This window comes from Nonomuraea sp. NPDC004354 (assembly GCF_053602555.1).
Genome location: NZ_JBSGDV010000010.1, coordinates 60,815 through 76,703, shown reverse-complemented (window position 1 = coordinate 76,703; position 15,889 = coordinate 60,815). Strand labels below are relative to the sequence as shown.

Annotated in this window: 12 protein-coding genes; 8 read left to right on the top strand and 4 right to left on the bottom strand. The window is 71.5% G+C overall.

Going from position 1 to position 15,889, the window contains the following annotated elements; all coding sequences use genetic code 11:
* Positions 1-18 precede the first annotated feature (18 nt).
* The gene (locus ACWENQ_RS26025; RefSeq protein WP_452416591.1) at positions 19-741 is read right to left on the bottom strand and encodes a PIG-L deacetylase family protein; all 723 of its coding nucleotides are present in this window, start codon (positions 739-741) and stop codon (positions 19-21) included.
* 121 nt (positions 742-862) lie between these two features.
* Here ACWENQ_RS26025 and ACWENQ_RS26020 point away from each other — a divergent pair, with 121 nt between their 5' ends.
* Positions 863-1,417, top strand: a complete 555-nt coding sequence (locus ACWENQ_RS26020) for an HIT family protein (RefSeq protein WP_449926306.1) — start codon at positions 863-865, stop codon at positions 1,415-1,417.
* Positions 1,418-1,468: 51 nt separating this feature from the next.
* Here the strand turns inward: ACWENQ_RS26020 and ACWENQ_RS26015 are convergent, their stop codons facing one another.
* From ACWENQ_RS26015 to ACWENQ_RS26005, 3 genes are all read right to left on the bottom strand, one after another.
* A complete protein-coding gene (locus ACWENQ_RS26015; protein WP_354912181.1) occupies positions 1,469-3,535 on the bottom strand; it encodes a hypothetical protein in 2,067 nt (688 codons plus the stop codon).
* A 252-nt stretch (positions 3,536-3,787) separates the two neighbouring features.
* Positions 3,788-5,341 (bottom strand): glycoside hydrolase family 10 protein, encoded by a 1,554-nt coding sequence (locus tag ACWENQ_RS26010; protein WP_449926309.1) that lies wholly within the window; start codon positions 5,339-5,341, stop codon positions 3,788-3,790.
* A 111-nt stretch (positions 5,342-5,452) separates the two neighbouring features.
* Entirely contained in the window at positions 5,453-7,591 is a 2,139-nt protein-coding gene (locus tag ACWENQ_RS26005; RefSeq protein WP_449926311.1) for an elongation factor G-like protein EF-G2, read from the bottom strand.
* Positions 7,592-7,767: 176 nt separating this feature from the next.
* Between ACWENQ_RS26005 and pgsA the strand changes: the two genes are divergently transcribed.
* The 7 genes from pgsA to ACWENQ_RS25970 all read left to right on the top strand — a co-directional run bounded on the left by pgsA (position 7,768) and on the right by ACWENQ_RS25970 (position 15,722).
* Complete coding sequence (gene pgsA, locus ACWENQ_RS26000) at positions 7,768-8,391, top strand: phosphatidylinositol phosphate synthase (RefSeq protein WP_449926314.1); 624 nt, start codon at positions 7,768-7,770, stop codon at positions 8,389-8,391.
* Complete coding sequence (locus ACWENQ_RS25995; protein ID WP_449926317.1) at positions 8,388-9,284, top strand: phosphatidylinositol mannoside acyltransferase; 897 nt, start codon at positions 8,388-8,390, stop codon at positions 9,282-9,284. The genes pgsA and ACWENQ_RS25995 overlap by 4 nt, the downstream gene beginning before the upstream one ends.
* Positions 9,281-10,387, top strand: a complete 1,107-nt coding sequence (locus ACWENQ_RS25990) for a glycosyltransferase family 4 protein (protein WP_452416589.1) — start codon at positions 9,281-9,283, stop codon at positions 10,385-10,387. Before ACWENQ_RS25995 ends, ACWENQ_RS25990 begins: the two co-directional genes overlap by 4 nt.
* The gene (locus ACWENQ_RS25985) at positions 10,384-10,926 is read left to right on the top strand and encodes a hypothetical protein (protein WP_354912168.1); all 543 of its coding nucleotides are present in this window, start codon (positions 10,384-10,386) and stop codon (positions 10,924-10,926) included. The genes ACWENQ_RS25990 and ACWENQ_RS25985 overlap by 4 nt, the downstream gene beginning before the upstream one ends.
* A 64-nt stretch (positions 10,927-10,990) precedes the next feature.
* On the top strand, positions 10,991-11,998 hold the full coding sequence (locus tag ACWENQ_RS25980; RefSeq protein ID WP_449926324.1) for a DUF3048 domain-containing protein: 1,008 nt from the start codon (positions 10,991-10,993) through the stop codon (positions 11,996-11,998).
* 66 nt (positions 11,999-12,064) lie between these two features.
* Positions 12,065-13,000, top strand: coding sequence for a pyridoxal 5'-phosphate synthase lyase subunit PdxS (pdxS, locus tag ACWENQ_RS25975; RefSeq protein ID WP_449926327.1), 936 nt, complete (start codon positions 12,065-12,067; stop codon positions 12,998-13,000).
* A gap of 1,015 nt (positions 13,001-14,015) precedes the next feature.
* Entirely contained in the window at positions 14,016-15,722 is a 1,707-nt protein-coding gene (locus tag ACWENQ_RS25970) for an alkaline phosphatase D family protein (RefSeq protein ID WP_452416587.1), read from the top strand.
* Positions 15,723-15,889 lie beyond the last annotated feature (167 nt).

The following is a 15,889-nucleotide window of genomic DNA, read 5'->3' as shown; positions in this document are numbered from 1 at the left end:
TCCCGTGCCGGCGACCGCTCAGCGGGCGAACAGCTGGAAGGTGACGGCGGGCCGGCCGCCGAACCGCTCGGCGGCCTGGCGGGCGACGCCTTCCAGGAAGGCCCTGCAGTACTCCTCGGGGTTCTCGTCGGTCAGGGCCTCGATGTAGGCGCGGTGCTCCAGCAGCGAGCGCACGCCCACCTCCAGCGTGTCGGTGACGTCCACCGCGTGGGTGGGCTCGTCGGCACCCGCCACGGCCACCCAGCGCACGCCGTCCCACGGCTCGGGGCCGGCGTCAGGGAAGATCCACCGGTTGCCGGCGTCGCCCGCGGCGTCGAGCACCGCCCTGCCCACCGCCCGGTGGTCGGGGGTGTTCCAGTACCTCCCGCCCCACGTGTCGCCGAAGTTCAGGGTGATCAGCAGCTCGGGCCGGTGCCTGCGGATGGCGGCGGCCAGGTCGCGGCGCAGCGGCAGGCCGTACTCGATGACACCGTCCGGGTGGTCGAGGAACTCCACCTGGTCCACCCCGACGACGGCCGCCGACGCGCGCTGCTCCCGCTCGCGCAGCGGACCCGCCTTGGCCGGGTCGACGGTGTCGATGCCCGCCTCGCCGCGCGTCACGAGCAGGTAGGCCACCTCCCGCCCCTCGGCGGTCCACGAGGCGACGGCCGAGGCGCAGCCGTACTCCAGGTCGTCGGGATGCGCGACGATCGCCAGCGCGCGTCGCCAGTCCTGGGGCATGGGTGCCAGCTGCTCGGCCATCGGCTCCTCCATGATTGTTCTCGGGGTACGGCAAGCGTAACGATCCCGACCAGGTTCTCCGCACCGCAGGAGGACGGTGCTCCCCGCCGACCCTGCCCGCCATGGTCATATGCTGCAGAACATGCAGGAGAGCGAACCGATGGAGCAGGCTGGGGCGGGGTCGCCGGACAACTTCCAGCGGCTGTGGACCCCGCACCGGATGGCCTACATCAAGGGGGAGAACAAGCCGAGCGGCGAGGGGGCGGGCGACGGCTGCCCGTTCTGCGAGATCCCCAAGATGAGCGACGAGGACGGCCTGGTCGTCGCCAGGGGCGAGACGGTGTTCGCGGTGCTCAACCTCTACCCCTACAACTCCGGCCACCTGATGGTCTGCCCCTACCGGCACGTCTCCGACTACGACGAGCTGAAGGACGAGGAGATGACCGAGCTGGGCGACTTCACCAGGCGGGCGCTGCGCGCGTTGCGCCGGGCCGGCGGCGCCCAGGGTTTCAACGTCGGCATGAACCTCGGCCACGTCGCGGGCGCGGGCATCGCCGCCCACCTGCACCAGCACGTCGTGCCCCGGTGGGGCGGCGACACCAACTTCATGCCCGTGGTCGCCAGGACCAAGGTGCTGCCGCAACTGCTGCGCGACACCCGCACGATGCTCGCCGACGCCTGGCACGCCCCCGCCTGAGCCGGGATGGCCGCGCGCTCCCCTGGCGGTGCCCGGGGAGCGCGTGGCCGCCTACACCTTGGCGAGCGGGCGCTCCTCGGCGGCCGCCGCCCCCGGCAGCGCCGCGATGCCCGCGGACAGCACCAGCGGGATCGCCAGCGCCAGCGCCATGGACAGCACCGCCGCGCCCGAGTCGTTGACCAGGGTGCCGACCACGCCGCTGATGAGCGTGCCGATCAGCCCGGCCTTGAGCGCGGGGGAGTAGTCGAAGGCCGCCGGGAGCACGCCCGCGGTGGCCTGGTCCGGCCGCATGATCGCGTAGACGAGGAAGGCGACCGCGGCGATCACCACCGGCATCAGGGTGGGGCTGAGCAGCGTGCCGAGCATCGCCATCAGCTTGCGGACGATCACGTCGAGCGCCTCGCCGCTGATCACCTGCCCGACGAACCTGCCCAGATGCGACTGCTCGGCCGCCGGGCGCAGGTAGTTGGCCACCGCGAAACCCATCACGGTCACGCCGCCCGCCACGCAGAACGCGCCCAGCTTCCACAGCGAGATCCGCTTGCCGAGGATCAGCAGCGCGGTCACCGCGATGCCGGGCACGAACGCGATCACCCCGCCGAAGTCGCTGCCCATGCCCGAGCCGCCCAGCACCATCGCGAACGTGCCGAGGACAGCCACCACCGCCGCCCCCCACGGCCGTGACAGCCGGTGCGCGATCACCGTGGAGGTCAGCAACGTGCCGGTGGCCAGCAGCGCGAACGGGATGTTGCCCAGGCCGTAGTAGCGGGCGCCCTGCTCGGCGCTGAAGCCCATGAAGCTGTTGAGCTGCAGGGTGGTGCCGGTCAGCAGGTCCCCGGCCAGGGTGACCGCCGTGACGCCCGCGACCACCGCCAGCGGGCCGAGCGGGCTGCGCCGCCACGGCCCGGCGAAGGCCGCGACCGTGATCACCACCAGCCAGGCCAGCATGCCGCCGAACAGCTCCAGATGGGTCGACCACGGCAGCAGGTTGACCAGGATCGAGGTGATGGGGATCGCCGCCAGCGTCACCGCCGCCAGCCGTACCCAGGACAGGCCCTTACGGCGGCGCAGCAGCACGAACGCCACCGCGTAGAACAGCACCTGCAGCACCGCGAGGGCGATGAAGTAGTAGCCCTTCACCGAGCGCATCGTCTGGGCCGTCTGGTCGGACTCGGCCATCCGCTCGAACGTGGCGCCCGGCCCGTTGACCCGCATGACCTGGCCGACGACGCTGTCGGGCACGGGGACGCCCAGCCTGGTCAGCACGGTGGTGGTCAGGTCGGGCAGGATCGAGATGTCCTCGCGCCGGGTCGAGGCCGCGCCGAGCGCGTGCCCCTGCGCGCCCGGCTGCCGGAGGGCGGCGACCCGCAGGTGCGGCACGGAGCCGTGGTCGGACATCCCCACCAGCAGGATCGTGGTGTCCTGGGGCAGGACGGCCAGCAGCGCGCCCGCCTTGGCGTCGGCCAGGCGCAGCGCCGCGCGCCGCTCCTGGGCCGACAGCTTGTCCGGGACGGTCGGCAGCTTGCCGTCGTCGGAGATGTAGGGCCTGATGAGGTCGTCGACGTCCATGGCGACCAGGCGGCAGCGCTCCAGATCGGCCGCCTTCACCGCGAGGGGCGAGGCGTAGTAGGTGGCCACGGCGCCCTTGCCGTCGGCCAGCCCCAGGGCCGCGCCGGGACCGACGGCGATCGCGCACCGGCCCGCCTTGGCCAGCGTGTCGCCCAGCAGTCCCGCGTAGCGCTGCCCGGCCACCTCGTGCAGGTAGTCGTAGTCGGGGATGACCGCGCCGCTGCCCTGCTGCTCGGGCATGGGCGGCGGTCCGCACCGGTAGCCGGAGGCCGAGCGGATGCCCGCCGACACCGTCAGCCAGCCGTCGTAGGGGCAGGTGATGTTGCCGACCGTGCGCACCGACATCGAGCCGATGGCGCTGCCGCGGGCCAGCTCCCACAGGTTGGGCGTGTCGGCCTGGGACAGGTCGTTCCAGTGCAGGCCGGACACGCCGATGAGGGCGACCCGCTCGCCGTCCGGAGCCTGCGCGCGGTCCGACGCGTGCGCGGGGGCCCACCCCAGCAGCATCTGGCTGACCAGCACGGCCAGCATCAGCAGGGTCCGCCTCACGCACGACCTCCCGAGACTCGACTTCGTCGGAGGGCACGCTACACCGGCTCGTCGCTGTCAGGTGACGAGCTCGGCACACCGCCACCCTATGCGGGCGCGCACGCGCACCGGGGTGTCGCCCCCGCGCACGGCTCGGGCGCCGGGCCGCGCGGGGCCAGCCCGCGCGTCCGGGGAGCCTCTCGTGGCGGGGTTCCCGCGCCACGCGGGCGCGTGGCGCGGCCTGCCGGCCGTACCGGCGGATCCGGGGACGGATCAGGCCGGGGAGACCGCCGCCTCGGCGGGCTTGCTCTCACGGGTCAGCGGGTCCAGGGCCGTGACCTGGTAGGTGCCGGGCTTCTGGGCCGTGTAGGAGGTGCCGGTGACGATGGCGACCAGGTTGCGCGAGTCGGTCGACTGGCAGCTCTGCCCCGAGGCGGGCACCCGGTAGACGGCGTAGGAACGGGCGCCCTCCACCGGGCTCCAGGTCAGCGCCGCACCCGACGCCTTCAGCCCCGACGGCTTGGCCGGCGCGTCACCGCCCTTGGGCGCTGGCAGCAGGGCCGGACGGGCGTAGTGCTCCTTGGACAGGCGGTCCATGGCCTTCAGCGGGTTGGCCAGGACGTTCTTGGCGCTGAAGTAGACGTCGCCGTCGATCTCGGGGTACTTGCGGTTGAACGCCAGGTGCGCGGGCATCTCACCCGGCTTGGTCCAGGTCGCGACGTCTCGCGCGCCGACCCGGTAGAGGCCCTGGCCGATGTACAGGCGCACGTCGGTGCCCTTGACCTCGTTGGCCCACCAGGCGGCCAGCACGTTGTAGTCGGCCGCCTTGAACCCGCGCGGCCAGTAGAGCTGCGGCATGACGTAGTCGACGGTGCCGGACTTGATCCACGCCCTGGCGTCGGCGTAGATCGAGTCGTAGGCGGACATGCCGGAGGTGGCCGAGCCCGTCGGGTCCTGCGCCTTGTTGCGCCAGATGCCGAACGGGCTGATGCCGAACTTCACGTCCTTCTTGGTGTCGTGGACGGCCTTGTGCACCTGGGCGACGAGCGTGTTGACGTTGTCGCGGCGCCAGTCGGCGAGCTTGGCGCCCTTGCCGTACTTCCGGAACGCGGCGGTGTCGTTGAACATGGGGGCCGCGCCCGGGTAGGGGTAGAAGTAGTCGTCGAAGTGGACTCCGTCGACGTCGTAGCGCTTGACCACGTCGGTGACGACCTTGACGACGTGCTCGCGGACCTGGGGCAGGCCCGGGTTGTAGTAGTACTGCTCGCCGTACTTCACCAGCCAGTCGGGGTGCTGCCGGGCGGGGTGGGCGGCGGGCAGCCGGCCCAGGTTGGCGTCGTAGGCGGCGCGGTACGGGTTGAACCACGCGTGGAACTCCAGGCCGCGCTTGTGCGCCTCGGCGGTCAGGAACGGCAGCGGGTCCCAGCCGGGGTTCTTGCCCGGCGTGCCGGTGAGGTACTGCGACCACGGCTCGTGCGGCGACTGGTACAGCGCGTCGGAGGCGGGCCGCACCTGCACGAACACCGCGTTGAGGTTGCGCTTGACCGCGTTGTCGAGGATCTTGACGTACTCGGCCTGCTGCCGGGCGGGGCTGAGGCCGGTCGCGGAGGGCCAGTCGATGTTCTTGACCGTGGCGATCCAGACGCCGCGCAGCTGGCGCTTGGGGTATCTGACGTCGGCGACGCACTTCTTGACCGCCTTGGTGGCGGGCTTGGCCTTCGTCTGGGGAGCAGCGGCCTCGGCTCCTGGTCCGCCGAAGGAGTAGGCGGCGGCGGTGGCGGCGATCGCGACAGCGGCGGCGGCGAGAAGAGGTCGTCCGGTACGCATAGTCCCCCAGTGTGACATCGCCACCGGGGTGCTTCGACCAAAAATCGCAATGGATTTGTGATCCTAGTGTGACTCAGGGGGAGGGCGTTACCCTCCCCCCGTCGAGGGGCGTCAGTCCTGAGCCGTCACCTTCTCGGTCAGATGCGAGGGCAGGGGCTCGTAGCGCAGGAACGTGCGCTGGAAGGTGCCCGTCCCGTGCGACATGGACCGCAGGTCGATCGCGTAGCGGGTGATCTCCAGTTGCGGCACCTCGGCCTTCACCAGCGTCCGCCCCGTGCCGACGGGCTCGGTGCCCAGCACCCGGCCACGCCGCGAGGACAGGTCGGACATCACCGAGCCGACGTGCTCGTCGGCCACCAGCACCGCGATCTCGTCGACCGGTTCGAGCAGCAGCGTCGGCACCTTGGCGGCGGCCTCCTTCAGCGCCAGCGAGCCGGCGATCTGGAAGGCCATGTCGGAGGAGTCGACCGAGTGCGCCTTGCCGTCGTAGAGCGTGACCCGCAGATCCACCATTGGATACCCGGCCAGCACCCCCCGCTCCATCTGCGTGCGCACGCCCTTCTCCACCGACGGGATGAACTGGCGGGGGACCACGCCGCCGACGATCTTGTCCACGAACTCGAAACCCCCGCCGGAGGGCAGGGGCTCGACCTCGAGGTGGCAGATCGCGTACTGGCCGTGGCCGCCGGTCTGCTTGACGTTGCGGCCCATGGCCTGGCACCTGCCGCCGAACGTCTCGCGCAGCGGCACCCGCAGGTCGACCCGTTCGACCTCGACGCCGTGGCGCTTGGCGAGCCGGTCGAGCAGGACGTCGGCGTGCGCCTCGCCCATGCACCACAGCACCAGCTGCCGGGTCTCGGCGTTGTTCTCCAGCCGCAACGTCGGGTCCTCGGCCACCAGCCGGGCCAGGCCCTGCGACAGCTTGTCCTCGTCGGCCTTCGACCTGGCCCTGATCGCCACCGGCAGCAGCGGGTCGGGCATGCTCCACGCCGTCATGAGCAGCGGCCGCTCCGGTTCCGACAGCGTGTCGCCGGTCTCGGCCCGCGACAGCTTGGCCACCGCGACGATGTCGCCCGCCATGCCCTTGGCGATGGTGCGCTGCTGCTTGCCCAGGGGGCCCGTCAGCGTGCCGATGCGCTCGTCGACGTCGTGGTCCTCATGCCCCCTGTCGGCCAGGCCGTGCCCGGAGACGTGCACGGTCATGTCGGGGCGCAGCGTCCCCGAGAAGACGCGCACCAGGCTGATGCGTCCCACGTAGGGGTCGCTGGTCGTCTTGACCACCTCGGCCACCAGCGGCCCGTCCGGGTCGCACGCCCTGACCTGGACGGGCTTGCCGTCCGGGGTGGTGATCTCGGGAAGCGGGTGCTCGAGCGGCGAGGGGAAGCCCTGGGTGATCACCTCGAGCAGTTCCTGCGCGCCGATGCCGGCGCCGCTGGCGAGCACGGGATAGAACGTGCCGCGGGCGACCGCCTTCTCCAGGTCGTCGATGAGCACCTTGGAGTCGATGGCCTCGCCCGACAGGTACCTCTCCATGAGCGACTCGTCCTCGCTCTCCTGGATGATCCCCTCGATCAGGCTGCCGCGGTACTCCTCGATCCGTGCCTCGTACTCCGCGCCCGGCTCCTTCTCGGCCCGCTCGCCGGTGGCGTAGTTGTAGAACTTCTGCGACAGCAGCCCGATCAGCCCCGCCACCTTCCCGTTGGTCACCACGGGCAGGTAAAGCGGCGCGACCCCGTCACCGAAGATCTCCTGACACTCGCCCAGGACCTGGTCGAAGTCGGCGCGGTGGTGGTCGATCTTGGTGATCACCACGGCCCTGGGCATGCCGACCTGCGCGCACTCCTCCCACAGCATCTGCGTCAGCCCGTCGATGCCGTCGGTCGCCGCGACCACGAACAGCGCGGCGTCCGCGGCGCGCAGCCCGGCCCGCAGGTCGCCCACGAAGTCGGCGTAGCCCGGCGTGTCCAGAAGATTGATCTTGATCCCGTTGTGGACGATCGGCGCGACGGACAGGTTCACCGAGCGCTGCTGGCGCACCTCCACCTCGTCGAAGTCGCTGACCGTGCTGCCGTCCTCCACACGGCCCATCCGCGGGATGGTGCCCGTGGCCGCGAGCAACTGCTCGACCAGCGTGGTCTTGCCCGCTCCCGAATGGCCGACCAGGACGACGTTGCGTATCGCGTCCGCCCTCTCGGCCGCTGGTGCCCTGCCCGCGGCTCCCATGGCCGCGCCGTGGTGCTTGTCAGCCACATCGCCTCCGCTTCCGTGGGACGGAGCCCGCAGGGTACGGCGCGCGCCGCCCAAATCGTCGTTCGATTCAGTGCCGCCGCCCAGCGGAATTACCGCAAAGGACGCGGTTAGTTCACCAAATACCCGTGTGGCGAATATCACAAGGGGGGCGAGGCAAAGAAGTGGTGGCGGCCTGCATGGCCTACGATCGGAGCGCGATGCTCAAACTCCTGCGCCCGGCCATGACCCGGATACTCACCCCGCTGGGCAGGGCACTCGTCCGCCGCGGGATAGGCCCGAACGCCGTCACCGCGATCGGCACCACCGGCACCGTGGTGTGCGCCCTGGTCCTCTACCCCATGGGCCAGCTGTGGTGGGGCTCGCTGGCGATCACCGTGTTCGTGCTGTTCGACCTGCTCGACGGCGTCGTGGCGCGGATGGGCGGGGGCGGCGGCAGCACGTGGGGCGCCTTCCTCGACTCCACGCTCGACCGGGTGGCCGACGCGGCCGTCTTCTCCGGCCTGATCATCCACTTCTTCCTCCAGCGCGACCTGCTCATGGCGGGGGTCACGCTGTTCTGCCTGGTCGCCGGCGCGCTGGTGTCCTACGTCAAGGCCAGGGCAGAGGGGCTGGGAGTCGGCTGCGACGTGGGCCTGGCCGAGCGGCCCGAGCGGCTGGTCGTGGGGCTCGTGTCCGCGGGCCTGTCCGGCCTCGGCGTGCCGTACATCCTGGCCTTCGGCATGTGGCTGCTGGCGGCCGCCAGCGCCGTCACCGTCGTCCAGCGGATCGTCCACGTCCGTCGCCAGATTGGAGCCCGATGACCTCCCTCCAGGACCGTGCGGTCGCCGCGGGCTTCGCGGCGGGCTGGACGCTGCTGCCGTACCTGCCGGAGCGGCTGACCGCGGCCGCCTTCACCCTCGTGGCCGACCGGGCCTGGCGCCGGCGGGGCAAGAGCGTGCGCCGCCTCGAGCACAACCTGGCCAGGGTGACCGGGCTGGCCGAGGACAGCCCCGAACTGCGGGCGCTCAGCCGCGCGGGCATGCGTTCCTACCTGCGCTACTTCCACGAGGTCTTCAGGCTGCCGAAGATGCCCGTCGACGAGGTCGTGCGGCGCACCCACGTCACCGGCGACGAGCACATCTGGAACACCGTGGCCGAGGGGCGCGGCGTGGTGCTCGCGCTGCCGCACATGGGCAACTGGGACCAGTCGGGCGCATGGCTGGTCGGCTGCGGGCACCCCTTCACCACGGTGGCCGAGCGGCTCAAGCCCGAGTCGCTGTTCCGCCGCTACGTCGCCTTCCGCGAGGGCCTCGGGATGGAGGTGCTGCCGCTGACCGGCGGCGACGGGCACACCTTCGGCGTCCTCGCGCAGCGGGTGCGCAAGGGCGGCATCGTCTGCCTGCCCGCCGAGCGCGACCTGACCAAGGGCGGCGTCGAGGTGGAGTTCTTCGGCGCCACCACCAAGGTGCCGGTGGGCCCCGCGCTGCTGGCCGTCAAGACGGGCGCCGCGCTGCTGCCGGCGACCATGTGGTTCGAGGGCCCCGACTGGGGTCTGCGCATCCACGAGGAGGTCGAGGTGCCCGACTCCGGCACCCTCCAGGAGCGCACGGCCGCCGTGGCGCAGAGCCTGGTGACGGTGTTCGAGAAGGGCATCGCCGAACACCCCGAAGACTGGCACATGCTGCAGCGCCTGTGGCTGGAGGACCTGAAGTGAACGTCGGCATCGTCTGCCCTTACTCCTGGGACGTGCCGGGCGGTGTCAAACAGCACATCGACGACCTGGCGCAGGCGCTGACGGCCCAGGGGCACCAGGTCTCGGTGATCGCCCCGGCCGAGGAGGACGCCGAGCTGCCGCCGTACGTGACCGGTACCGGCAGGGCGGTGCCGGTGCCGTACAACGGCTCGGTGGCGCGGATGTCGTTCGGCTTCCTGTCGGCGGCCAGGGTGCGGCGCTGGATCCGCGAGAACGACTTCGACGTGCTCCACATCCACGAGCCGCTGGTGCCCAGCCTGGGCGTGCTGGCCTGCTGGGCGGCCAAGGGGCCGATCGTGGCCACCTTCCACGCCTCCTTCAACCGCTCGCGGGCCATCGCGATCGCCGAGCCGATGCTGCGCAGCGCGCTGGAGAAGCTCAGCGGCCGCATCGCCGTCTCCGACGCCGCCCGCAAGAGCCTGGTCGAGCAGTTCGGCGGCGACAGCGTGCTGATCCCCAACGGCGTGACCGTCAGCCGCTACACCCAGGCCGAGCCGCTGCCCGGCTGGGGCCCCGACGGGCGCACGCTCGGCTTCCTCGGCAGGATGGACGAGCCGCGCAAGGGCCTGCCCGTCCTGCTCGAGGCGCTGGAGCAGGTGCCCGACGCGAGGCTGCTCGTCGCGGGCCCCGGCGAGGTGAAGATCCCCAAGTCGATCCGCGACCGCGTCACGCTGCTCGGCATGGTCAGCGAGCAGGACAAGATCCGCGCCTACCACTCCGTCGACGTCTTCGTCGCGCCCAACACCGGCGGCGAGAGCTTCGGCATCGTGCTGGCCGAGGCCATGTCGGCCGGAGCCACCGTGCTGGCCAGCGACATCCCGGCCTTCCGCCGGGTGCTGGGCGACGGGCAGGCCGGCGCGCTGTTCCCCAACGGCGACGCGGCCGCCCTGGCCCGCGAGGCGCGCGCCCTCCTCGACGACCCCGAGCGCAGGGCCAAGCTGGCCGACGAGGCGCTGCTCGCCGTGCGCAAGTACGACTGGTCCACGGTCGCCCGCGACGTCGTGCGCGTCTACGAGACCGTCACGGCCGCGGCGGGACGAGTGGAGGAAGACACCGTCGCATGAGCACCACGATCATCGTCCTGCTCGTGGGCATCCTCATGGTGCTCACCGCCGTCTACGTCTCCTGGCGGGCCGGGCGTCTCGACCGGCTGCACATCAGGCTGGAACTGGCCCGCGAGGCGCTCGACGTCGCGCTGGTCCGGCGCGCCGCCGTCGTGCTCGAACTGGCCGGATCCCGCCTGCTCGACCCCGCCACCTCCCTGGTCCTGGCCGCGGCCGCCCACGAGGCCCGTACGGCCGGCCCCGAGGAGCGCGAGCACGCCGAGAGCGACCTGTCCAGGGCGCTGCGCGCGGCCGTCGACCAGGACAGGTTCAGGGAACGCATCAGCGAGTCGCCGGGCGGCCTGTCGCTGCTGGAGGAGCTCGACGCCGCCGTCGCCAAGGTCGTCTACGCCCGCCGCTTCTACAACAACGCGGTCGCCGTCACCCGCACCGCCCAGCGCCGCTGGCTCGCCCGCAGCCTGCGCCTGGCCGGACGCACCGAGTATCCCGAATTCTTTGAGATCGATGACAATCCGCCCGAGACCATGGCAACCGAATGACCCGTTTTAGGGGAGCCCGGTAAGCTTCCTTCCGTTTTCGTGGCCGAGCGGAGGAGTTGAGCAGGTGCGGGTAGCCCGAACGATCGCGGTGACGCTGGCGGTGCTCGCTCCTGTCGCGGCCTGCTCGAGCGGGGGCGGAGCGGCCTCGCCGTCGAAGGCTCCGCAGGCGGCCCCCGTCTCCGCCACGCCGACGCCCGAGGTGAGCAAGCACCCCTTCACGGGCCTGCCGTACGAGGAGCTCGAACCGGTCCTGGCGGTGAAGATCGAGAACACCGCGGCGGGCAAGCCCCAGATGGGGCTGAAGAGCGCGGACATCGTCTACGTCGAGCAGGTCGAGGCCGGCCTCACCCGGCTGATGGCGGTCTTCTCCTCCAAGCTGCCGCCCAAGGTCGGCCCGGTCCGCAGCGCCCGCATCTCCGACCTGCACATCACGCCGCAGTTCGGCAAGCCGGCCTTCGCCTACTCCGGCGTCCAGTCCAAGATGCTGCCGTTCATGGCGGAGGCGTCGCTGTTCGACGTCGGCGACACCCGCAACCCCGGCGCGTTCTTCCGCCAGCCGGGCCGCTTCGCCCCCTACAACCTGTTCGCCAACACCAAGCAGCTGCTGGCCAAGGCGCCCAAGGCGAGCCAGGCCAAGGACATCGGCTTCACCTTCGGCGAGGCCCCCGCCGAGGGCGGCGTGCCGAAGAAGTCGTGGACGGTCAGATGGCCCGCCGCCCGCTTCACCTTCGCCTGGTCGGAGGCCAAGAAGCAGTGGCTCGTCTGGCAGGACGGCAAGAAGGACATGGCGGCCGAGGGCGGCCAGCTCGGCGCCCCCACGATCGTCGTGCAGTACACCAAGACCGAGCGCTCGCAGTTCCACGACAAGAACCAGAGCTACACCCCGCTGGTCCACTCCGTCGGCAAGGGATCGGCCATCGTGCTCCGCGACGGCAAGGCCTACAAGGCCAAGTGGTCGCGGGAATCGGAGGAAGAGGGGACGACGTTCACCACTGAGAGCGGTGAGCCGATGAACTTCGCGCCTGGCCAGGTGTGGATCGCTCTCGCCAGCCGCAAGCCCGTCATTCCTTAACGTACAAAATCCCGCCTCGACCCTGACATGGTGGTGTGTCCGGTCGTGGGGTGTTAAGGACCTACGATGGGCTTGAGAACTTACCGACCTGCCGTTGTGAGGAAGACCGTGTCTACCAGCCCCGTCACCGGAACCGCGCGCGTCAAGCGCGGCATGGCCGAGATGCTCAAGGGCGGCGTCATCATGGACGTCGTCACCCCCGAGCAGGCGAAGATCGCCGAGGACGCCGGGGCGGTCGCCGTCATGGCTCTGGAGCGCGTGCCCGCCGACATCCGCGCGCAGGGCGGCGTCTCCAGGATGAGCGACCCCGACATGATCGACGGCATCATCAACGCCGTCTCCATCCCCGTCATGGCCAAGGCCCGCATCGGCCACTTCGTCGAGGCGCAGATCCTGCAGTCGCTGGGCGTCGACTACATCGACGAGTCGGAGGTGCTGACCCCCGCCGACTACGCCAACCACATCGACAAGTACCAGTTCACCGTGCCGTTCGTGTGCGGCGCGACGAACCTGGGCGAGGCGCTGCGCCGCATCACCGAGGGCGCCGCCATGATCCGCTCCAAGGGCGAGGCGGGCACGGGCGACGTCTCCAACGCCGTCACCCACATGCGCACCATCAGGGGCGAGATCAAGCGCCTCACCTCGCTGCCCGAGGACGAGCTGTACGTGGCGGCCAAGGAGCTGCAGGCGCCGTACGACCTGGTCGTCGAGGTGGCCAAGACCGGCAAGCTGCCCGTGGTGCTGTTCACCGCCGGCGGCATCGCCACGCCCGCCGACGCCGCGATGATGATGCAGCTGGGCGCCGAGGGCGTGTTCGTCGGCTCCGGCATCTTCAAGTCGGGCGACCCCGCCAAGCGGGCGGCGGCGATCGTCAAGGCCACCACCTTCCACGACGACCCCGACGTCGTCGCCAAGGTGTCGCGCGGCCTCGGCGAGGCGATGGTCGGCATCAACGTCGACGAGATCCCGCAGCCGCACCGCCTGGCCGAGCGCGGCTGGTAGGCCCGCCCTCCCGCGACTGAGCGGCATCCCCTCGGGGGTGCCGCTTTTTCGTGCCGCCTCCTCGCCGCGACCTTTTCGCGTCGCGCCTACTTCGTGCCGCCCTCTCCTTGCCCCGCCCCCTCTTCCCGTCGCGCCTACTTCGTGCCGCTCCCTCTTCGCTCCGCCCCTCTGCTGGGTTCGCGCCGCGCCCTCTGCGCGCCGCGCCCTCTTCCTGTTCGTGGTGCGGCCTCTTCGTGCCGCTTCTCGCGCGACCCGGCCGCCCGGCACCCCGGATCCTCGGTGCCCGTCGAGGGCCCTCCACGCCCCGCTCAAGGCCCGGTGACGGCTGGCCCTTTCCGCGTACTGGCTGGTGGCTGGTCATGCGCCTCGCTGAAAGGACCAGCAAGGGCCCGGCCCACCCCAGACCCCCGCTCCAAGCTCCCGGCCCCCGGCTCTCTGCCTCCGCCCTCTGCCTCCGCCCTCTGCCTCCGCCCTCTGCCTCCGCCCCCGGCCCTCGGCCTCGGCCCGGCGCCGCCCCACGTCCCCCGTCCCTTGGCCTCTTGCCACCGGCCCCCCTTGCCCTTGAGCCCAGGGGCCCGGGCTCCCTGCTCCCCGACTCCCGGCCCTTGCCCCCGGCCCGGCCCCAGACCACACCGGCCCGAGCCGGGCACCAGCCCGGGCCGACCCCGGCATCGGCCCCCGACTCCCGCCCTGCCGCCCTTACCCCCGTCCCGCGGCTCGTGTCCCTTGCTCCCGGCCCGGTCCCGGTCCTGGAACCGGCCCGGACCCCGCCTGGCCTTGGGCGCGGGGCGTGGGCCAGGAGTCCGCTTGGCGGGCGTCAGGGGCGCCGCCGTGCGGGAGCCGCTCCATCGGTCGCGCGTGCCACCGGTGCGACAGGGGTGGACGGAGGAAATTTCCGTGAATCGCGGCACCCTTGGTAAAAATCGCCTTTTGTGTGACAGATGGCGTTAACCAGGGGGTCATGATCTTGGGCCAGGCTACGGGCGTCCCACCCTAGATCGCCTCGGGAGCACCCGTGTCCAAGCTCAACCGCCGCTCCTTCCTCGTCACCGGGTTAGCTGCGGGCGCCACCGCCGCGCTCCCCGCCGCCGCCTCCGCCACTCCGGCCGACCCGGCCCCCGCCCCAGCCGCCGACCCCGCCACCGAGAGCGCCGCCACCCTGGCCTCGCGCGGTCTCAGGTCGGACCCCTTCACGCTGGGCGTCGCCTCCGGTGACCCCGACCACAGCGGCTTCGTCATCTGGACCCGCCTGGCCCAGCAGCCGCTCGCCGAGGACGGCATGGGCGGCATGCCCCAGCGTCCCTTCCTCGTCCTGTGGCAGGTATACGCCGACGAGCGCTGCCGCCGCGTCGTCCGCGCCGGTGTCGCGACGGCCGCCCCCGAGTGGGGCCACAGCGTCCACGTCGAGGTGGACGGCCTGTCGTCAGGGCGGGAGTACTGGTACCGCTTCCGCGTGGGCCCCTACGTCTCGCCCGTCGGCCGCGCCCTCACCGCCCCGCACCCCCTGGCGTACGGCGGAGCGCTGTCCATGGCGTTCGTCTCCTGCGCGCAGTACGAGCACGGCTACTTCACCAGCTACCGCCGCCTGGCCGAGGAGCACCCCGACCTGATCCTGCACCTGGGCGACTACCAGTACGAGTACACCAAGAACACCTACACCATCCCCGGCGGCAACGTCCGCCACCACGAGGGTCCCGAGACCGAGACGCTCGCCAACTACCGGCAGCGCCACGCGCAGTACAAGGCCGACCCCGACCTGCAGGCCGCCCACGCCGCCGCGCCGTGGCTGGTCGTGTGGGACGACCACGAGCTCGACAACAACTGGGCCGACGAGGTGGCGGAGAAGCCCGAGGTGCCGCAGCCGAACTTCCTGCAGCGCCGCGAGGCGGCCTTCCGTGCCTACTACGAGAACATGCCGCTGCGCCGTACCTCCATCCCGCAGGGCATCGACATGCAGCTCTACCGGCGGATCCGGTGGGGACAGATGGCCACCTTCCACATGCTCGACACCCGGCAGTACCGCGACGACCAGGGGTGCGGCGACGGCTACCGGGACTGCCCGGCGGCGGTGGACCCGGCCCGGTCCATCACCGGCGCGGCGCAGGAGGAGTGGCTGATCAACGGCTTCCACCACTCGCGCGCCCAGTGGGACATCATCGGCCAGCAGGTCTTCTTCGCCCAGCGCGACAACAACGCGGGACCGGCGAAGGTCACCAGCCAGGACGCGTGGGACGGCTACGTGGCCTCCCGGCGGCGCATCGCCCAGGGCTGGATCGACGCGAAGGTGCGCAACCCGGTCGTGCTCACCGGTGACGTCCACGCTCACTGGGCCAGCGACCTGAAGCTGGACTACGACGACCCGACGGGGCCGTCCGTGGGCGCGGAGCTGGTGGCCACCTCCATCAGCACCGGCGGTGACGGGAAGGACTCCGACCCGGCCACGCATCCGTTCCTGAAGATCAACCCGCACCTCAAGTTCTACAACAACCAGCGCGGATACGTGCTGACGAAGATCGAGCGGGAGCAGATGTCGGCCGACTTCAAGGTCGTGCCCCAGGTGCGGACGCCCGGGTCGGAGGTCTACACCAGGGCGACGTTCGTGGTGGAGGACCGGGTGCCCGGCGTGCAGCAGACGTACCTGCGCCCGATGGACCCGTCGCTGCGCGCGGCGTCCGAGATGACGATCGAGGAGACGGTCCGCCTCGAGACCGAGCGCCCGTAGACCACGCGGGGACGGCCTCGACGTCCGGAACCCCTGCCGCCTGCCCTCGGGCCCGGTGGCGGGGGTTCTTGCGTGGTTCCCCGCCGCGGCGACCGGGCCGTGCTCCTCCTCCAGGACGACGCCCGCGGAGGCCGCCCGGTAGGAAGAGCACGGCCCGTCGTGGTGTT